Source organism: Salinicola sp. LHM (assembly GCF_034479735.1).
Taxonomy (GTDB): Bacteria; Pseudomonadota; Gammaproteobacteria; order Pseudomonadales; family Halomonadaceae; genus Salinicola; species Salinicola salarius.
Window position 1 is genome coordinate 2,537,702 of the sequence record NZ_CP140261.1, and the last position, 20,263, is coordinate 2,557,964.

A 20,263-nucleotide genomic window follows, 5' to 3' on the forward strand; every position below is an offset into this window, starting at 1 on the left:
CGCTGGCCCCCGTCCGTCCGCCTCCGGCCGGTATTCGAAAGAAGTCGAAATCCAGCTGCGTCAGTGCCGCCGTCGCGACTCCGCCGGGCTCGGCCGCACAGCAGGCATCGGAATCGAAGCGCGGCAGACATAACCACTCGATCGAGGCGCACTCCGATCGATCAATGCGGCGGTACGCATATCACCGATAAGGCCATAATCCTCGATCTTCTTCGATTCATCCATGTAAGGGAGATGTCGTTCCCCAGATGCCATTGGCATTCTTTCCGCCACGAAGCGGTAAATATGCATTATTTTTAACGGAGATTAATCAAAATTCAGCCGATCGATTCAGCCACTCGATGTCTCTTTATTCGTTTGTTAATCATAGCTATGACTCGTCCGGCTTTCGTCTTGCTCAAAGCCACGTTGATGTACCACCTTGAAGAGTGTTTTCCGCATAGCGTCACTATTTCTTTCAGCAAACCAACATTCTTCTCAAGCAACCGATCCAAGTTCTCAGTAACCGATCCAAGCGTGGAGGCCAGGAAATGAGCAGCGAAACGGTCAGCGATTTTCTTCTCAAGCGTCTATCGCAATGGAACATTCGGCGAATATTCGGCTACGCCGGCGATGGTATCAACGACATCATGGGAGCTCTCGACCGCGCCGGCGACCGCTTCGATTTCATTCAAGTCCGTCATGAGGAAATGGCCGCATTCATGGCCTGTGCCCATGCCAAGTTCACCGGCGAAGTGGGCGTTTGTCTCGCCACATCAGGACCGGGCGCGATCCATCTGCTCAACGGCCTGTACGACGCCAAGAAGGATCACACGCCGGTGGTGGCAATCGTCGGCCAACAGGGGCGCAGTTCATTGGGCGGCGACTATCAGCAGGAAGTCGATCTGGTCTCGCTGTACAAGGACGTGGCCAATGAATATGTGCACATGGCAACCACACCCGGCCAGATCCGCCATCTGATCGACCGTTGCGTGCGTATCGCCTTGTCCGAACGTACGGTCACCGCGCTGGTCATTCCCAACGATCTGCAAACCCAGCCCGCCGTCGAGACACCGCCGCATGCGCATGGCACGGTGCATTCGGGTGTCGGCTATGCTGCGCCGCGCACGATTCCGCACCAGGATGATCTCGAACGCGCCGCGGAGGTGCTCAACGCTGGCGAACGCGTCGCGATCCTGGTCGGCGCCGGCGCCTTGCAGGCTACCGATGAAGTCATGGAGATCGCCGACATTCTCGGTGCCGGTGTCGCCAAGGCGCTGCTGGGGCGCGCGGCGCTGCCCGATGACCTGCCCTACGTCACCGGCTCGATCGGCTTGCTCGGCACCAACCCCAGTTGGGAGCTGATGGCGAACTGTGACACTTTATTGATGATCGGTTCGACGTTCCCTTATTCGGAATTTCTGCCCGAGGAAGGCCAGGCACGCGGCGTACAGATCGATATCGACGGTCGCATGCTGAGCATGCGCTATCCGATGGAAGTCAATCTGACCGGTGACAGCGCGGCAACGCTGCAGGCTCTGATTCCGCATCTGCAACGCAAATCGGAGCGCAAGTGGCGTGAACGGATCGAGAAAAGTGTCTCCCAGTGGTGGGAAATGCTCGAACAGCGCGCCCTGGCCGATGCCGATCCGATCAATCCGCAACGCGTGTTCTGGGAGCTTTCGCCCAAGCTGCCCGACAACTGCATCATCACCAGCGATTCCGGTTCGGCCGCCAACTGGTACGCACGCGATCTCAAGTTGCGCCGGGGCATGCAGGCATCGCTTTCCGGCGGGCTGGCGACGATGGGTAATGGCGTGCCTTACGCCATCGCCGCCAAGTTTGCCCATCCCGACCGCGTGGTACTCGCCCTGGTCGGGGACGGCGCGATGCAGATGAACGGCAATTCCGAGCTGGTGACCATCGCCAAGTACTGGCAACGCTGGAGCGATCCGCGCCTGGTGATCATGGTGCTCAACAACCAGGATCTCAATCAGGTGACCTGGGAAATGCGCGTTCAGGTCGGCGACCCTAAATACACCGGTTCGCAGGATTTGCCCGACTTCCCCTATGCCGATTACGCCAATATGATCGGCCTGAAGGGCATCAAGGTCGATGAGCCGGAGGCACTGGCCGGCGCCTGGGACCGCGCGCTCAATGCCGATCGCCCGGTGGTACTGGAAGTGGTCACCGACCCCGACGTGCCGCCACTGCCACCCCATATCAAGCGCGAACAGGCCAAGGCCTACATGTCGGCGCTGCTGCATGGCGATCCTGACTCGCTGGGTATCATCAAGGCGTCGTTCCGACAGTTCTCGCGCGATGTCGTGCCGAAGCTCCGCAAGCACTGATTCATGAGCGTCTGCTTCACGAACATCAGGAAGACGCCGCCATGTTGGAAATGACGCATGTCCCGATCGAGGGTATCGAGGACGCGCCCCATGAGATACCCACGGACGAACCCGAATCCGACGGTACGCTCGCCTGGGATTCGACCGGCATGGTGCTGGTTGAACTCGGCGCTGGCGGCAGGACCGGGCTCGGCTATACCCATGGATCTCTCGGCTATCGGCCGATTCCGCTGCAGACTGCCTATCGGTATCGCTATCGGCACAGCAAGACGGCGGTGGCATTAGGCTTGGTATGAAAACTGCCCGGGAACCTGGAAGCCTGGGAATCCGGGTGTCACACAGCGGATATCCACGTTCGCCATACGGCATGAAGGGTGATTTGCCTTGACGGCGCGCGTGCGGTGGTCGAAGGTCTGAGCCTGGCGATGACGCCAACGCACAGCCGCCTGAATCTGTGCCATTTCGACAGTGATGAACGCCCGCCCCAGCGTTCGACGGAGATCCTGACCGCATGACCCAGCCGCGCCCCGCCGATAGCGCCGATCACACCGACACCGACACGCCCCGCTACATCGCCCATCGCGGCCTTTCCGCGCGTGCCCCCGAAAACACCCTGGCAGCGGTTCAGGCCGCCCATGATGCCGGTTGCCAATGGGTCGAACTCGACGTTCAACTGCTCGGTGATGGAACGCCGGTCATCTGGCACGACGCCGGTCTCAAGCGCTGCTCCGACGGTCGCGGCAAGCTGTTCAAGCTCGATGCCGAAAGCGCCGCCAAACTGGACGCCGGCAGCTGGTTCGGCGCCCAGTATCGCGGCGAGCCGATCGCCACGCTTGAGGCGATGCTCGAGCTGATCAAGCGACTCGGCATGGGGCTCAACCTGGAACTGAAGGTGTGCCGCGGCCGCAACGCCATCGAACTCGTCCAGGCCGCCCTGCCGCCGACGCTGGAAGCGTTGCCCGCCGACAAGCTGATCGTCTCCTCGTTCGATCGTCATGCACTGACCGCCGCACGGGCGCTGGAATCCGACCCCGACCGCCTGCGCCTCGGCGTGCTGGACGACAAGGCACCCAAGCGCTGGTGGCTGGAAACCGAACGTCTCTCCGCCTACAGTCTCCACCTCGACTGGCGCAAGCTGAAGATCAAGCGGGCGCAGGAGATCGCCGACGAAGAGATCAAGCTGTTCTGCTACACCGCCAACGACCCGGTCACCTTCGAAAAGCTCTGGGACTGGGGTGTCGACGGCGTGATCAGCGACGATCCGACGCGTTTCGTCACCCACGCCAGGGAGGCGGCAGCACGCCGGTCGGACGACGAGGCCTGAGATTGGTCGCGTCGATCACCGCTCGCCGATGCATCCCGTCGACAATAAGCGCCTGATACACGCGCCAATTAGCGCCTTTGACGGTGGGGCCCCGGGCTTAAGATGGGCACCATGCCCGTTCACCAGGTTGCGAGCCGTTCATGAATCCCTCCACGCTCATCGGCATCATCGCCAGTGCTCTGCTGCTGGCGACCGTCGTGCTGTTCACTGCCCAGGCCCCGAGTAGCTTCTTCAACCTGCCGGGGCTGGCGATCGTGCTCACCGGCACGCTGGCGGCCAGTTTCATCAGCTACCCCCTTCAGGAGATGCAGCGGCTGTGCCGGCAGGTCGCCGTGGTGTTCCGCCGCGAACCCCAGGCCAGCGAACTGGAAAGCGATCTGGAACAGTTGATCGACATGTCGCGCCACTGGAGCCGCGGCAACATCCGCGCCATCGAAGGCTCGCTGGAGAGCACCACCAATCCTTTCCTGCGCACCGGCATGCAGATGGTGATCAGTAATACTCGTGAGGAAGAGATCCGCGAGATGCTGCGCTGGCGCATGGTGCGGGTCAAGGCAAAGGAGCGGGCAGAAGCGCAGATCCTGCGGACCATGGCCATCTACGCGCCAGCCTTCGGCATGCTCGGCACCCTGGTCGGGCTGATCAACATGCTCGAGGTGATCCAGGCCGGCGATCTGGCAGTGATCGGGCCGCGCCTGGCGGTGGCGTTGATGTCCACCTTCTACGGCATCCTGCTCGCCAACCTGCTGTTCAAGCCGGTCGCGGTCAAGCTCGAACGCCGCACCGAGGCCCGGCTGATGACCATGACCCTGATTCTGGAAGGCGTCATCATGGTCAGCAAGCGCCGCCTGCCGGCGTTCATCGAAGAGGCGCTGAACACCTACCGCGCCGAGCACCGCGACGAGATGCGCGATATCCGCCGACCGCAGAGCGCCGACGCGTCGGCCGAGTCCGCATGAACCAGGCCGCGATTTCCCCCGGCGGCCCCTTCGCCGACCTGCTGTTCGATGATGATCCTCTGGTCGACAGCGAAAGGAGCAGCGAAAGCGATTCCTGGCTGATGAGCTATCTCGACATGCTCATGCTGCTGATCACGTTCTTCGTGCTGATGCTGGCGCTCTATGGCGGCCAGCTCATCGACCGGGACGCGGCCGGGGTGCCGCCCGTCACGGCACTGCCGCTGCACATCCCGGCATCGACACCGCTACCGAGACTGCCGCAGGCAAACATCGGCGAGTTCTATCAGCCGCCGCGTCAGCTCAAGCCGGCGCCGCTGGCGAGCGATACCGGCTTCTACTCGCCCGCGCCGAAACCGGCGCCCACCGAGATATCCGCCATGCCACCGCTGGCGTTCAGCGTGCCGCTGTTCGACCTGCCCGATCCCGAACCGACGCCCGTATTGCCGCAGATCGACGGCGTCGAGGTCACCGCGATTCCCCACGGCTTCAATCTGCGCATTCAGGATCACCTGCTGTTCGACAGCAGCGCCGTCGGGCTCAGCGATAGTGGCAGGCAGCTGGTCCAAAAGCTGATCCCGATGCTGCAGGCGTTCAAGGGCACCATCTCCGTCGAGGGACATACCGACAGCGTACCGATCTCGACCGCCCGCTTCCCCTCCAACTGGGAACTGTCGGCGGCGCGCGCCTCGGCGGTGGTGCGCGTGTTGCGTCAGGCCGGCGTCGACGGCGAGCGGCTGCGAGCGATCGGCTATGCCTCGACGCACCCGCTGGCCAGCAACCACACCCCGGCCGGCCGTGCCAGCAACCGCCGCGTGGAGCTGGTACTGCAGGAGCCCAGCTCGCCGACACCGTGACGGCTCGCGCCGTCGCGGGGTTTGCCGCTGCCCGATCCATCACGAAGGTCCCGGCGCCGATTGCCTGATCCGGAATTCACTTGTCGCGTGGAAGCTGCGACAATCCGGCGCGTCGAGAGACGTGTGCACGGAACACGCTGAATAAATTGTCGAGCGGTATAAAGCGCAAGGCGCACGCAGCGCAGACTCGAAGCGAAGCGGAGAGAACGTCCGAAGGGCGGCCCCGAAGGGGCGAGAAACCGCAGGTTTCGAGTCAATCGGAGCCTATGGGGTATAGGTGAGGATTTTGATCGGACCGGCGCTCCGGCAGCGCGCACAAATTCGCCGGGAGCGAATTTGAACGGCCGCAGGCCGGCCTTCGGTGACCGCCAGGGATGGCGGTCATAGCGAAGCGATTTGACTGCGCAGACATTTAGACAGTGTTTTCCTCGGGAAGCGGGTGAGAACCCCGCACTGCCCCCGCAACGGTAATCGCGTTAGGAACACTACATTTCCTGAGACACCACCGGATGCGCCGCCAGGCCATCCAGCCACTGTGATCGCATGGACTGCCCTTCGAGGGAACTTCAAGGGAACATCCATCGACATGGGAAGGCGTGCGTGTCGGATGACCCAGGGTTTATCGCCTGGGTCATCGCGCAAGAGTCCGGAGACCGGCGCGTTTCTCTTCACTGGTTGATGCGGAGGGCTCATCCAGTGGCGGCTCCCCTGCCCGGATTCCATGACGTCCGAGGCGGGCATCGTCACGTCCGTCCTCCCATTGCGTATTCGTTCGGTACTCGTGTCGAGTACTCCGTGTCATCGCCTCCGGCCGCAGCGCCAGTGAATCGCGGGGCACAACGCAGTTGGGGATCACATTACATGCGTTATAAGAAGAATGCCGTCGCCTCGGGCGTCGCGCTCGCCATGGCCATGACCACGCTGTCGGCCCAGGCCCAGCAGCACGTCGAGGACCCGCAGCAGCTCGGCGACGTCCAGGTCACCGCCAACCGCCTGCCGCAATCACAGGCCGACGTCCTGGCCAGCACCACCATCATCGATCGCGACGAAATCGAACGCAGCCAGGCCAATAGCGTGGTCGAGCTGCTGCAGAACCGTGCCGGTATCGAAGTCGTGCAGACCGGAACGCCAGGCGGTCTGACTACCCTGTTCATGCGCGGCAGCGAGTCCGATCACACCCTGGTTCTCGTGGACGGTGTTCGCGTGACATCGGCAACGAGTGGCGGCGCCAGCCTGGAGTTCCTGCCGGTCGACGCCATCGAGCGCATCGAAGTCGTGCGTGGCCCGCGCGCCGCGACCTACGGCTCGGATGCCATCGGCGGCGTCATCCAGATATTCACTCGAAACGGCGGCGCGGGCACTCACGGCTCTCTCGATCTCAGGGCCGGGGAACACGGCACGTCCCGGCAGAGTGCGCATGTCTCCGCCGGAGACACCGACACGCGACTCAACGCGACAGTCTTCCATCGCGACAGCGACGGCTTCAATGCCACTTCCTCCGACACTAGCGGCGAGCGCGACGGGTTCCGCCGCGCGGGCGGACAGTTGGGACTGGCCCACAGATTCAGCGACCGTATCGACCTCAACCTGAGCGCCATGCGCGAGGACTTCGATGCCGACTACGACAACTGCTCCTACCCGGCTTCTGCCGACTGCCGGACCGAAGGCTATCTCCAGACCTTCGGTGCCCAGCTCGATGTCGCGCTCGAACCCGACTGGGACATGATCGTCACTGGCGGCCACTTCGACGAACAGCGCGACGAGCACTACGACGGCGTCCGCAACAGTCGTATCGAGTCGCATCGCAACGAGCTCGGCCTCCAGCACCGCTTCACGCGCAGCAATGGCGTGGATTCCCTCGGCGTCGACTATCGAGAGGAAAGCATCGACTATGACGACTATGCCGCTGGCTCGAGCTATCAGAAAGACAGCCGGGAAAACTACGGCATCTACGGCTCGATGCAGCGTCGCTTCGGAGACCACGAACTCACGGGATCGCTACGCTACGATGACGACTCCCGCTTCGGCGACAAGACCACCGGCAATGCCGGCTACGCTTACCACCTGACGGCTGCCCAGCGCATCGGGCTGAGCTACGGCACCGCCTTCAAGGCGCCGAACCTGATCGATCTCTACGGCCCCTATGGCACCAATCCCGATCTGGACGCCGAGACGTCCAGGACCTGGGAAGCTTTCTGGGCGGTGGACCAGCGAGCCTGGAATGCCCGTGTGACGGCGTTCGAGAGTCGTATCGACGACCTGATCACTTACGACAACGCCACTTTCATTCCCTATAACGTCGACGAATCCAGGATTCGCGGTGTCGAGCTGAGCGGCGGCTGGGAGCGTGGCGGTCTCGATCTGCGCGCCAGTCTCACCTATCAGGACCCGGAGAACCGCGAGACTGGAGAGCGACTCCAGCGTCGCGCCCACGTCTTTGGTCGCCTGGATGCCGACTACGCCGTGGCGGACTGGTCCTTCGGTGGCACCCTGCGAGCCGCGGGCGATCGTCGCGATGTGCAGTTCGGTGCGCCCTACGGCCCTACCACCACCACCGGCTACGGCGTGGTCGATCTGCGCACCGCCTGGCAGGTCACGCCGACCGTCGAGCTGTCGGCCAAGCTGGAGAACGCCTTCAACCGGGATTATCAGCTGGCAGACGGTTACAACACCCAGGACCGTTATCTCGAAGGCGGCGTGACGATAAGCTTCTAGTCCGACAAGGTTCTGTTGTCATAGAACATCTTCACCATCCATTGTCACTGATTACATCCGTCCGCAACGAATCCGACATGGACGCGCCACTATCCATATTGGCTAGCTCGTTAGGGTCTGTTGACGTTTCATGCACGGCCGCGCCGGAGCCAGTTTTTGTGCGGAGCAAGGCGTGAGGAGTGCGATTTGGTCGTTCCAAATGAGCGACGAATAACGCAGCACCGTGCAAAAACTGGCCCGGCCCTTCGGGTTGCGCGGCAAATGGCGCCATGCGGCGTTGCGGGATTGGAAAAGGGAACCACCCTTCTCTGCATCCCGCGCCTGGCCTGGCACCATTTGGCGCAGCAACGCGGTTCGCGAGCATCAGCCTCTTGCTCGACGCGACGATAAGCCAGTATGAGCTTCGAACTTATAAAGCATCACGCAAGATTGGCTGCAGTGCCGTTCCGCTGGACTTCAACGCGGCGCACTGAGGCGGTCGATCCGCAGGCGCTGGCGGGCGTCGAACAGGCGACGACTGCCGGCTGCCACGGCGAGCAGCGTGCCGAAGCCGGTCCCCGCGGTGATGATGAACATCACCAGTATCTGATATTTCACCGCCAGGGTCGGTGAGTTCCCCGCCAAAATCTGCCCCGTCATCATGCCGGGCAGGCTGACGACACCCGCCGCCGCCATGGAATTGATCGTGGGCATCATCCCGCTACGCATGGCTTCGCGGCGAATATCGCCCACTGCCTCGTGCCAGGGCTGGCCCAGCATCAAGCGATTCTCGATCACCGCGCGCTGCCGCCACACCGTCTCGGTTAGCCGATCCAGCCCCAGCGCGACCCCGGTCATGGCATTGCCCAGCATCATGCCCAATAGCGGAATGGCATACTGCGGGGTATACCAGGGAGAGGGGCCGATGATGACCGTCAGCGTCAATATCGTGACCACGAAAGTCGACACGAACATCGAGAGCGTGCCGATGGCGAAGGTCCAGCCGGCGGTCAGCCGGCGCTTCTGTCTCGCCATCACCTCACGCCCGGCGATCAACACCATCGCTATGGCCATCAGTGCCACCCACTTGATGGCGGCCGTGGCGAACAACGCCTCCAGCACCAGCCCGATCAGCGATAGCTGGATTGCGGTACGAACAGCGGCGATCAGCAGCGCCCTGCCAACACCGAGGCGTGCCAGGTGCGTACATAGCGACAACATGATTACCAGCAAGGCGGCCAAGCCCAGCTGCCATCCATTGAGATCGATGATTTTCATATCACTGCCTCGAGCCGTGAGCCATCGATACGGTAGTGAAAGTCGGCCACGCGCCCGATCTGGCCCGGATCGTGAGCGACCCATAGCACTGGTAGCCGGTGTTGGCGGGCCAGTTCGCGTACCCAGGATTCGGCAAGACGTGTCGTTTCGCCGTCGAGATTGGCGGTGGGCTCGTCCAGCAACAAGGCACGAGGGGTATGGACGATGGCGCGAAGCAGCGCCAGACGCTGTTTCTCCCCGGAAGATAGCCGAATGATCTGCCAGCTCAGGATATCGTCATCGAGTCGCAGCGCTGCCAAACTGGCGGCTACCGGCGGCGTCGGGAAATGTTCCCCCACGGTCTCCGCCCACCACTGACTTTCCGCGGGTACCAGCATCACCCAGCCCCGCCAACGGTGAGCGGCCACCTGTGACTGATCCTGATCGCCCAGCGAAATCTGACCTTGGTGCGGCTCGAGATCCGCGATTGCGCGCATCAGCCGGCTCTTGCCAGAGCCGGAGGCACCGGAGAGACAATTGATTTCGCCGGGCGCGATGGTGATCGAGACATCCTTTAGCTCACCGACACAGACCTGCCGTAGCCGCAACGTGTCGTTGTCGTTGTCGTTGTCGTTGTCGTTGTCGTTGTCGTTGTCGTTGTCGTTGTCGATCAAGACGCGCCCTCCTTCAGCGTTACCGCAAACGTTGATATTATCGGAAACTCATCCCATCGTTGGCGAAAAACGCGAATCACGTTCCTGCTTCGAAACCTCGACTGACCCCGATCCGCTCGCTATCGGGTTAACCGAATGCTATCGAACACGGCGCCGTCTTCTCCGATGGCATCGACCTTCAACTCGTGGGGCGATGCCTTGAGCTCGAGCACGTTGAGTCGAGACACGGCATAGGCCGAGCGTTTACCGGGCTCGATCGGATATAGATCCGCGCCACCCCCGCCGGAGACGATATAGCTGACGCCATTGATCGGTTTGAGTCGTTCGTAGTTATGCTGATGACCGGTGAGCACGAGATCGACGTTGGCGCGCTCGAATATCGGTACCAGATCCTGACGTATGCGTGCATCTCCACCCGGATGAGGGCCCAACGAGGAACTGAACGGCGGCCGATGAAGGAAGACGATCGTCCACGGACGCTGGCGTTGGTCGAGGTCCTTTTTTAGCCAATCCTTCTGGGCCTGCGTCGATAAAGAATGGTCTCCGGCATACAGCTCGCTATCGAGCGCGACAAAATGTACGGGACCATAGTCAAACGAGTAGTAACGTTCGGTCTGCTGCGGGTTGTTCGTCGGAAGATCAAAGGCATTCAGGTAGGGCTGGCCATCGTCCGTGCGCACATCGTGATTACCCAGCGACGGATAGAAGGGTATCGAGCTCAGCAATCCCTCGTAGGGAAGATAGAAGCGCGAGTCGTACTGGCGTTCGGCTCCGGTCTTGTAGACCACGTCGCCGAGATGGAGCACCAGTTGCGGAAGGCTCTTGGCGATGATGGCTGCCATCTGATACTGCCCGTCGCTTGCATCGCCACTATCGCCGAGCGCGGCGAACCTGATAGTGGCCTCGGCATCCGGGGCCGTCCGGAAGGTGTGAATATCATCAAGCGGGCCTTTATCCTGGACCTGATAATAATACAGGGTATCCGCCTTCAAGTCGGTTAGCTTGACCTCATGTCTACGCCCCGACTGACCGGAAACCGTGTTGCCTAGATCCGAAGTTATCCCGTAGCTGACACTCGTATCGCTTGGCTTAGTGGTATTCCACAGCACGGAAGCTGAATTGCGGGTCACGTTTTGCACATAAGGCGGAACCTGAAGCGCCACCGTACCGGGAAGATAATCGGCGATCGAGTAGCCATGCCTTTTCAGAATTACCGCGCCGATCGATGCGCCTGCCAACACCAGCACAACGATGCCAACGAGAGCATATGTCAGCCACTTGCGGATTTCGGATGGTTTGTGCCCGGTAATTTTCACACTTTACGACTCCCAAGAACTATTCATCGCGCTGCGCTGCACATCGTCAACGTGATGATTTCGACAGACGATGACGCAGCATCTCAAACGCAATCGGCAACAAAGAGATAATAATGACGCCAAGGCTTAGCAAGTCGATGTTGTGTTTAAGAAACGGAATATTGCCGAAGAAATAGCCCAGTGACAGCAAAATACTGACCCATAGTAGCGCGCCCAGCATGTTGAACCCCAGGAATGGGGAATAACGCATATGACCGAGTCCCGCCACGAAGGGCGCAAAGGTACGAATGATAGGCACGAACCGAGCCAACGTGACCGTTTTACCCCCGTGGCGAGCAAAAAAATCCTCGGTACGCAGCAGATAGTCGCGCCGGAAGACTTTAGAGTCAGGATTGGCAAACAGCCGTATTCCCCAGGTGCGCGCGATCCAGTAATTGACGGTATCGCCAAGTACGGCAGCCAGAAAAAGTATAACCCCCAGTAGCCATGGGTTGAGGCTACCCAGCCCCGCGAAAGCACCGGCAATGAACAACAGCGAGTCGCCGGGGAGGAAGGGAGTAACAACGAACCCTGTCTCACAGAAGATAACGGCAAACAGCAAGGCATACACCCAGACACCGTACTGCTGAATCAGAGTCTCAAGATACTGATCCAGATGTAAAATGAAATCGATCACGAGACAAGTGCTCCGTAGCTTGAAAAGAGGCGCTCGGCATGACTGAAGCCTTGGGCTTCATGGCGAGTCCACCCCGAAACGGGTGACTCTGTTCGGTAAAACACGCAAACGACGACTCGCTTCGATTGAACAAACTAGACAGGGACCCCGGTTGGAGCTCCTGTCATTATCAAGAAGAGTGACAGGAAGCGGCCATGTCCAAACTTGGATCGTAAACATCAGTTTTTATCTGAGCCAACCCCAGGATGGTATGAAACAGATTGGCGTGACTATGATGCGACTTGGCCTTTGACTGAATACAGCCGTAGTCGATCCCTTCATCGCGCAGAATAGACTTGGAAAGCCACCAGATCATGGGCACGTGCGTCTGCTCGTCAGGGGCAATCAAATAGGGTAACCCATGGAGATAGACCCCATTCTCTCCCAGCGATTCTCCATGGTCAGACGCGTAAAGCAACGTCGCATCGACGGTGTTCTGTTTTTCCAGATAGTCGATCATCCCGGACAAGACATGGTCATTATACAGTATCGCATTATCGTAGGCGTTCTTGATACTTTGCGCATCACATTGGCTGAGATCATCTTTGCGACACACTGGCGTAAACTTCTCATACGCCTTGGGATAGCGCTTGTAATAGCTGGGGCCATGGTTGCCCATTTCATGCAGAACGACGACGGTGTTCTTCTTGAGATCTTTAGTTTTCTCTTCCAGCGCTTCGCGCAGCGAATCGTCGAAGCATTCACCTTGTGTACACCCTGACTGAAGCTTTGATGAATCCGTCTTGATATTCGTCACCCGATCGCAAACGCCTTTACATCCGGACTGGTTATCGATCCAAAGCACATCGAATCCCGCCAGCTTCAGCACGTCCAGAAGTGATTCATGCTGTTCTATGGCATTGCCGTCATAATTGTCCCGCCCCCACGGAGAAAACATGCACGGGACCGAGACGGCCGTACTCGTACCACAGGAGTTCACATCGGGATAATTGACCAGGTCGCGCTTGGCAAGCTCCGGCGTCGTCTGCCGATCATAACCGTTGAGCCCCCAGTTGGCCGCACGGACCGTCTCACCCACCACCATGACTATCAATTTGGGCTTGGCGTCACCCACGTAGGTCGCTTCAGTGCTCAACGGGATTTTTTTCTCGAGATGATTATTCTCGTTGGCGGTCAATACCCTGACCAAGGAGACGACGTAGTTTCCAGGCGTCAACAAATAGCGCATTTCCGGGTTGTTTCGCATCTCCGAAGAAAGGCTTTGGTAGATCAACAACGCACTCCCGATCAACAGGACTATGCCACCCGAGAAATAAGCGACCTTTCTGATAAGCGCAACCTTCCAACGACTCCTGGATACCTTTAGCCTGAGCAAAACCACGATGGGTAATATGCCAAAGATGAGCAGATGATTGAACAAGCCCAACGTCAGTAATTCACCTGCTTCACGCGTGTCCGTCTGTAACGTATTGACGACCATCGTCGTGTCGAAATAGGTGTGATAAGTCGTCGTAAAATAACTGACACTGGCCGCCACCAGTATCAATACAATCATGACCGGTTTGACGGTATAACGCGTTGCAAACAACATAAAAACGACGTATTGGATCAGCGTCATCAATACGCCGTACCCTATCAACGTCAACCATGACCCTGGCAGATCCGGTGAATGTAGTTCAAACACCTTCTCCCAGAACGTGGCGTTATAAAAAAGCGTAAACGAGATCGAGACGATTAACGTCAGAAGTTCAGGGCTGACGACAGGGCGACGTCTCAGCAAGCCAACGATTTTGCTCATGCCCCCTCCTTTTTTGCGTGATTAACGGGGCTTGAATCGTGACGGTAGGTCGCTGAGTCAAGTGTTCTACTCGACTTGGGGCCAATACCGAGGTTCCTCAACATCAGCCATCCCAGGACGGTGCTGCATGTCCAGCAGATCATGAGCGTGAAAAGATCATGGGATAAAAAATGGGCGCCTCTGAGTTGCTGATCAACGCCAAAGGCCAAACCCATACCTAGCCCCAGAGCAAGGCCAAGATACCTCCAGCGCGGCGCTCTGACGGCGAGGCAAAAATACAGGGCCACCCAGGCATAGCCCGCGCTGGCGTGCCCCGCGGGGAAACACGCCGTATCGGGCATGCCGGCAGGCCGAGTTTCGAAGAGACCAACGAAAGGCAGATCGCCCCCGTAGCGTGCAAGATCCCAGGGGCAGTCCATGCTAATGGCGTTCTTGATAAGACTCACCGTCACGGTTGATGCCGTGACGGCCGCTATCAGATAAAGCAGAGGGCGGCGCCAGTGACTCAGGCCTTCCTTCAGGAAAGAAGCCACGGTAAATCCGATCAGCAATACACCCATCAACTCGCTCAAGAGGCGACCGTCATCATGAAAAACGGACTTGGCGATGACGTTGTCCTTGAGCAACCACTGCCCGCCTTCCAGGCGATAAAGATAATCGGCGACGTGAAAATCGACGCCAACGAGTTTGAATATCATCAAAACAGGGATAAAAAACAGCCACCCATAAAACAGTCTCAAAAGATGGCGTTCGAAATTTACAGGAGAATGCATAGCCAGACTCCTACCATCAAAACCAGACTCACGAGGACGGATGCCGACCCCATGTCTTTGGCATTGCCGCTGAGAGGGTGATATTCAAATCCGATCCGATCCACTACGGCTTCAAGCGCTGAATTTATCAGTTCGACAATAATGACCATTATCGCCGTGCCGAAGAGCATCGCTCTTTCCAACCCTGAGACATCCGCCATCAAAACCACAGGGAGGCAGAGCAAACACAAAACCACCTCCTGCCGGAATGCCGCCTCCTGTTGCCAGGCATGCTTGAGGCCTGCCAAGGAGTACTTCGCTGCGTATAGAATCCTCATCACTCCTTTGTGCGCAGGAATGACAGCGTGGTCGCTCGTTGTCTTCACTCAGGCTTGGCCTCTCTAAAGTCGGATTGCCAGCTATCCATGGCTTGGGCTGGCTCTAGAGGGCGGATAATGGTGGAGACGTCTTAAGGTAAAATTACCAGCTTCAGTAAAATACCTTCCCCATTTAAGGTCCGGTTAAGACCGTCGTGCTCCTTGAGCAAAAAATAACAGAGCCAATCTTTAATCATGAAGGCAAGTTATCTCCATGAGTTGATCGACAGGCACGGTTTAGTTCACATGAAATGTATAACGTTTTTTAAAACCGTCATGAAAATGCTTGGCAGGAAAAATTTTTATCTAAGGAAGCGCTGAATAAATTGGCGAGCGGCGTAAAACACGAGGCGTACGGAGCACAGGAACCGGAGCCTATGGGGTATAGGTGAGGATTCCGCGCACCGCACAACGAAGTGATTTGCCCGCGCAGACATTTATGCAGTGTTTTCCTAACTTCGGGTCGGTCGCAGACGTATCGGCGCCGAGAGGGACCAGGATGGCACAGCATCCCAACTTGCCAAATTGGCACGATTCGCGCAAAATACTGTATAAATAGACAGCCAACAGTGGCCAGCCACAGGAGTCGCTGCCATGTCGTTTCCCTCTCGCCCTTCCCGGCCCATCAAGGGTCGCGGCGCGACCTACAATCCAGACAACCGGTTTCAACCGACTCACAGCGTCGCGGAAGACGACGGTTGGTGGCAGGAGGAAGTGCCTGGCCGGATCGCCACTCAGGTCCAGTTCGAAGCCCCACGCTCGGCGCTCTCCTGGAATCAGTCGCCGGATCTCGGCTTCGATCGCTCGCTCAATCCCTATCGTGGCTGCGAGCACGGCTGCATCTATTGCTATGCCCGCCCTAGCCACGCCTACTGGGACCTGTCTCCCGGCATCGATTTCGAAACGCGGCTGATCGCCAAGACTGGCATGGTGGATCGCCTGCGCGAGGAGCTATGCAAACCCGGTTACGTCTGCCGGCCGATCAATCTCTCCGGCAACACTGACTGCTACCAGCCGATCGAGACTCAATATGGCACCACCCGCTCGCTGCTGGAACTGCTGCTGGCGTGCCGCCATCCGGTCACGCTGGTGACCAAGAGCGCTCTGATTCTGCGTGATCGGGAACTGCTCGCCGAGATGGCGCGCGAGCGGCTGGTCCGGGTGTTCGTCAGCCTGACGTCGCTCGACAACGAACTGAAACGCACCCTGGAGCCGCGCACTGCCTCTCCCGCGGCACGGCTCAAGGTCATTCGGGAGCTGCATGAAGCCGGGGTACCGGTGGGTGTGCTGGTGGCGCCGGTAATCCCCGCCATCAACGACAGCGAGATCGAGACGCTGCTGACTCGTGCCGCCGACGCCGGCGCCCGCACCGCCAGCTGGACGCTGTTGCGATTGCCCCGCGAGGTGGCGCCGCTGTTCGAAGCCTGGCTCGAGGAGCACTACCCGGAGCGCGCGGGCAAGGTGATGAGCCTGATCCGCCAATCCCGCGGGGGCCAAAGCAACGACAGCCGCTTCGGCCACCGCATGCACGGCGACGGCTTGTTCGTGGACATGATCGGCCAGCGTTTTCGCCGGGCGGCCTCTCGCCTGGGGCTGGAACGGCGCGCCAATCTGGGCCTGGACACCACGCGATTCCGAGCGCCTCATGCCCAGCAGGATCTGTTCGGTTGATGTCTCCTGTCTGGCCGACATGCCCAGGAGGCATGCCGTCCACGGGCTATTCGATGCTTTCTTGATACAGGTCAAGCTGGACAGTGGTCGAGCGGATAACTTGGCTCGAGCAAGCCAAGTTCGTAATCCATCGCCCTCTGCGAGGTACGCGCCATGTTCAGCTCACTGCTGGTCCCGATCGATGGATCGGAAGACTCCCACGCCGCGCTCAAGATCGCCTGCCAACTGGCGGCTCCGGTTCAAGGCAAGATCCATGTATTGAACGTGCGCGATCCCTATCCGGATCTCTATCAGGGAGAAATGTTGACCGTCGCGGCCGCGATCAAGGCAGTTTCGGTGGAGCTCGCCGAAAAGGAGGGAGAAGCGATCATCGCGGAGGCGCTGAAAGAGATTACCTCCATGCCAGGCTACGAAAACGAGTTCGATACCCTGGTCAAGCAGGGCTCGCCAGCCGAGGTGATTATCGAGGAAGCCAAGCGACTCGAGGTGGATGCCATCATCATGGGTAGCCGAGGGCTCAGTGACATCAAAGGGTTGCTGGTCGGCAGCGTGTCGCACAAGGTCACTCATGTCGCCCATTGCATGGTCATCAGCATCCATCAGCGCCGTGCCGGGTAAAAAATCCATCTCCCCTTCCTGCTCTGCGACGTCGGGCGGCGACAACGCCAACAGCCCGACGTTTTGCAGGCCGACACGAAATCCGCGTCCGCGGTATCCGGCGTTTGCCAGAAACAGCCGAAGGTCGGTTTCCATCAGCGTATTGCCTCTTGCTCGTCGGATGGTGGGGTATCGTCACGACGACCCGCCTTGAATTTGCGCCGCAGTTGTCTTTCGGTCTCCACCGCCAGCAGCAGCAAAACGGCCACGGCCAGAATCGCCATCCCGTCGAGGAGCGGAATGGTGCGGGTTCCGAACACCGCCTGTATCGGTGGCAGCCAGTTCATGGCGGCCTGCGACGCCACGACGATGCCGATGGCGACCCAGAGCGCCCGGGTACCGCGCAGGATCCGCAGGCTGAAGGCCGAGTCGTGAATGCTGCGGATGAAGAACAGGTGGCTGATTTCCATCGCGATCAGGGTATTCATCGCCATGGTGCGCGCCAGCGCGATGTCGTGGCCCCGCTCGATGGCCCAGGCGTAGATGCCGAACGTGCCCAGCAGAAAGAGCGCCGTCACCAGCCCGATATGCCATAGCCAGGCCAGCCCCAGCAGCGGCGCATCGGGCGAGCGTGGCGGACGTTGCATGGCGCCCGCCTCGCCGGATTCGAAAGCCAGGGAGAGACCCAGCGTGACGGTCGTGATCAGGTTGACCCAGAGAATCTGCACCGGCGTGACCGGCAATACCATGCCAAACAGCAGCGCCGTCACGATGGTGGCGGCCTCGCCGGCACCGGTCGGCAAGGTCCAGGCGATCACCCGCACGATCTTGTCGTAGACGTTGCGGCCTTCGCGCACCGCGGCCACGATGGAGGCGAAGTTGTCGTCGGCCAGCACGATATCGGCCGCTTCCCGCGCCGCTTCGCTGCCCTTGCGCCCCATGGCGATGCCGACATCGGCACGCTTGAGCGCCGGGGCATCGTTGACGCCGTCGCCGGTCATCGCCACGGTCATGCCTCGCGCCTGCAGCGCCATGACCAGCCGCAGCTTGTGCTCGGGGCTGGTGCGGGCAAAGACGTCCGTTTCCATTGCCGCCGCGGCGAGCTCGTCGTCGCTCATCGCCTCCAGTTCGGCACCGGTGATGACTCGCCGGGTGCGCTCCAGCCCGATCATCTGCCCAATGGCCGCCGCGGTGGCGGCGTGATCGCCGGTGATCATGCGCACACCGATTCCCGCACGCCGGCATTCGGCAATGGCGGCCACGGCTTCCGGGCGCGGCGGGTCCATCATGGCGACCAGCCCCAGCAGAATGATGCCGCCTTCCACATCGGCGTGGGAAAGCACGGTCTGCGAGACCGGCACCCTGCGCGTCGCCAGGGCCAGCACTCGCAGGCCACGACCGGCCAACGCCTCGACCTGCGCGTGCCACCAGGCGTGGTCCAGTATCGTCTCCCCGCCATCGGCGGTGCGAACTCGACTGCACATCGCCAGCACCCGCTCCGGGGCGCCCTTGATGAACAGGCGGGCGTGACGCTCATGATCGTGATGCAAGGTCGCCATGTAGCGGTGTTCGGCATCGAATGGCAATACATCGGTGCGTACCCAGCAGCGATGGGCTTCGGGGCGGCTCATCCCCATTCGCGCGGCCAGGGTCAGCAGTGCGCCCTCCATCGGATCGCCCTCGACCCGCCAGATACCGTCGCTGTGCTGCAGCGCGGCGTCATTGCACAGCACCGCGACCCACGCCAGTTCCTGCAGCCGCAGGCTGGCCCGGAGATCCATCGGCGCAGCCCCCCGGATCGCGCCATCCGGCCCATACCCTACGCCGTCGATGGTGAAGCGCTCGTCCACGGTCACCAGTTCGGTGGCCACCATTTCGTTGCGCGTCAGCGTGCCGGTCTTGTCCGTGCAGATGACGGAGACACTGCTCAGCGTCTCGATCGCCGGCAGATGACGTATCAGGGCGTTGCGCCGCGCCATCGCCTGGGCTCCCAGCGCCAGCGTGATGGTCAGTACCGCCGGCAGCCCTTCCGGAATCGCCGCCACCGACAGCCCCACGACAGCGGTGAACAGCTCGCCGAAGGGGTAATCCCAGAGGAAATGGCCCAGCGCCATCACGGCAGCCGCCAGCACCAGAATGATCAGCGTCAGCCAGCGGGCAAAGCTATTCATCTGCCTGACCAGCGGCGTGGTCCTGGGCGTGACATGGGCCAGCAGCCGGCTGATCCGGCCCATCTCGGTGGCGATACCCGTCGCCACCACGACGCCCAGCCCCTGACCGCCGACCACCAGCGTGCCGCCGAAGGCCATGCAGCCGCGTTCGGCCAGCTCCGCCCACGCGGAAACCGGATCGGTGTGCTTTTCCACTGCCGTCGATTCGCCGGTGAGCACCGATTCCTGAATGCTCAGCCCATGACTTTGCAGCAGTCGCAGATCGGCAGGGATCCGATCCCCGGCTTCCAGCAGCACGATGTCTCCGGGCACCAGGGTCTCGACGTTCACCCGGCATCGCCCGCCGTCGCGCAGCACCGTCGCGTACGGTGCCAGCAGTTCCTGGATGGCGGCCAGCGCCCGCTCGGCACGATGCTCCTGAATCAGGCCGATGACGGCATTGATGACGACGACGGCCAGGATGACCGCGGTATCCACGACATGACCGAGCAGTGTCGTGATCAGCGCCGATCCCAGCAGCACGTAGATCAGCACGTTGTGGAACTGGGACAGGAACAGCCTGGTCAGACTGCGCTTCGGCGGCGCCGGCAGCCGGTTTGCCCCGCCGCTGCGCAGGCGGATACCGGCCTGATCGCTGCTCAAGCCGGTCATCGCCGAATCCAGCTCGCTCAGCACCCTGTCCGTGGCCAGGGTATGCCACTGTCTGGGCTCCATCGCTGCATCTCCCGAAGGGCCGACCCTCGGGTCGGATACCCGGGATTCAGGCATGATCGCGCGGGTGCGATCATTGCCGCTCAGCCTATCCCCGGCCAT

At 60.4% G+C, this 20,263-nt stretch carries 16 protein-coding genes and 1 riboswitch; of the genes, 8 read left to right on the plus strand and 8 right to left on the minus strand.

Annotation, left to right across the window (positions count from 1 at the left end; all coding sequences use genetic code 11):
* Window positions 1-530: 530 nt before the first annotated feature.
* The 6 genes from R5R73_RS11640 to R5R73_RS11665 all read left to right on the plus strand — a co-directional run bounded on the left by R5R73_RS11640 (window position 531) and on the right by R5R73_RS11665 (window position 8,182).
* Window positions 531-2,330, plus strand: a complete 1,800-nt coding sequence (locus tag R5R73_RS11640) for a thiamine pyrophosphate-requiring protein (protein ID WP_322527592.1) — start codon at window positions 531-533, stop codon at window positions 2,328-2,330.
* Window positions 2,331-2,371: 41 nt separating this feature from the next.
* Complete coding sequence (locus tag R5R73_RS11645) at window positions 2,372-2,626, plus strand: hypothetical protein (protein WP_322527593.1); 255 nt, start codon at window positions 2,372-2,374, stop codon at window positions 2,624-2,626.
* Window positions 2,627-2,841: 215 nt separating this feature from the next.
* On the plus strand, window positions 2,842-3,654 hold the full coding sequence (locus R5R73_RS11650; RefSeq protein ID WP_322527594.1) for a glycerophosphodiester phosphodiesterase family protein: 813 nt from the start codon (window positions 2,842-2,844) through the stop codon (window positions 3,652-3,654).
* A 140-nt stretch (window positions 3,655-3,794) separates the two neighbouring features.
* Window positions 3,795-4,613: a motility protein A gene (locus R5R73_RS11655; RefSeq protein WP_322527595.1), complete on the plus strand. Its 819-nt coding sequence runs from the start codon at window positions 3,795-3,797 to the stop codon at window positions 4,611-4,613.
* Window positions 4,610-5,467: an OmpA family protein gene (locus tag R5R73_RS11660; RefSeq protein ID WP_322527596.1), complete on the plus strand. Its 858-nt coding sequence runs from the start codon at window positions 4,610-4,612 to the stop codon at window positions 5,465-5,467. Before R5R73_RS11655 ends, R5R73_RS11660 begins: the two co-directional genes overlap by 4 nt.
* Before the next feature lie 385 nt (window positions 5,468-5,852).
* A riboswitch (cobalamin riboswitch) is annotated at window positions 5,853-6,144 on the plus strand.
* Window positions 6,145-6,328: 184 nt separating this feature from the next.
* Window positions 6,329-8,182 carry a TonB-dependent receptor domain-containing protein gene (locus R5R73_RS11665; RefSeq protein ID WP_322527597.1) on the plus strand — a complete coding sequence of 618 codons (1,854 nt, stop codon included), beginning with the start codon at window positions 6,329-6,331 and terminating at the stop codon, window positions 8,180-8,182.
* 456 nt (window positions 8,183-8,638) lie between these two features.
* Here R5R73_RS11665 and R5R73_RS11670 read toward each other — a convergent pair whose 3' ends face one another.
* The 7 genes from R5R73_RS11670 to R5R73_RS11700 all read right to left on the minus strand — a co-directional run bounded on the left by R5R73_RS11670 (window position 8,639) and on the right by R5R73_RS11700 (window position 14,942).
* Window positions 8,639-9,439 (minus strand): ABC transporter permease, encoded by an 801-nt coding sequence (locus tag R5R73_RS11670; RefSeq protein WP_322527598.1) that lies wholly within the window; start codon window positions 9,437-9,439, stop codon window positions 8,639-8,641.
* A complete protein-coding gene (locus R5R73_RS11675) occupies window positions 9,436-10,092 on the minus strand; it encodes an ABC transporter ATP-binding protein (protein ID WP_322527599.1) in 657 nt (218 codons plus the stop codon). Before R5R73_RS11675 ends, R5R73_RS11670 begins: the two co-directional genes overlap by 4 nt.
* Window positions 10,093-10,211: 119 nt before the next feature.
* A complete protein-coding gene (locus R5R73_RS11680; RefSeq protein WP_322527600.1) occupies window positions 10,212-11,408 on the minus strand; it encodes a purple acid phosphatase family protein in 1,197 nt (398 codons plus the stop codon).
* Between the two features lie 46 nt (window positions 11,409-11,454).
* Window positions 11,455-12,084, minus strand: coding sequence for a DedA family protein (locus tag R5R73_RS11685; protein ID WP_322527601.1), 630 nt, complete (start codon window positions 12,082-12,084; stop codon window positions 11,455-11,457).
* Between the two features lie 169 nt (window positions 12,085-12,253).
* Window positions 12,254-13,882 carry a phosphoethanolamine--lipid A transferase gene (locus R5R73_RS11690; RefSeq protein ID WP_322527602.1) on the minus strand — a complete coding sequence of 543 codons (1,629 nt, stop codon included), beginning with the start codon at window positions 13,880-13,882 and terminating at the stop codon, window positions 12,254-12,256.
* Window positions 13,879-14,655, minus strand: coding sequence for a phosphatase PAP2 family protein (locus R5R73_RS11695; RefSeq protein ID WP_322527603.1), 777 nt, complete (start codon window positions 14,653-14,655; stop codon window positions 13,879-13,881). Before R5R73_RS11695 ends, R5R73_RS11690 begins: the two co-directional genes overlap by 4 nt.
* The gene (locus R5R73_RS11700; RefSeq protein ID WP_322527604.1) at window positions 14,640-14,942 is read right to left on the minus strand and encodes a diacylglycerol kinase; all 303 of its coding nucleotides are present in this window, start codon (window positions 14,940-14,942) and stop codon (window positions 14,640-14,642) included. Before R5R73_RS11700 ends, R5R73_RS11695 begins: the two co-directional genes overlap by 16 nt.
* Window positions 14,943-15,605: 663 nt before the next feature.
* On the opposite strand from R5R73_RS11700, the gene R5R73_RS11705 reads away from it, so the two are divergent.
* Together R5R73_RS11705 and R5R73_RS11710 are read left to right on the plus strand one after the other, a co-directional pair.
* Window positions 15,606-16,682, plus strand: a complete 1,077-nt coding sequence (locus R5R73_RS11705; RefSeq protein WP_322527605.1) for a PA0069 family radical SAM protein — start codon at window positions 15,606-15,608, stop codon at window positions 16,680-16,682.
* A 153-nt stretch (window positions 16,683-16,835) separates the two neighbouring features.
* On the plus strand, window positions 16,836-17,300 hold the full coding sequence (locus R5R73_RS11710) for a universal stress protein (protein WP_322527606.1): 465 nt from the start codon (window positions 16,836-16,838) through the stop codon (window positions 17,298-17,300).
* Between the two features lie 134 nt (window positions 17,301-17,434).
* On the opposite strand, the gene R5R73_RS11715 is transcribed toward R5R73_RS11710, so the two are convergent.
* Window positions 17,435-20,164 carry an HAD-IC family P-type ATPase gene (locus R5R73_RS11715; protein ID WP_322527607.1) on the minus strand — a complete coding sequence of 910 codons (2,730 nt, stop codon included), beginning with the start codon at window positions 20,162-20,164 and terminating at the stop codon, window positions 17,435-17,437.
* Window positions 20,165-20,263 lie beyond the last annotated feature (99 nt).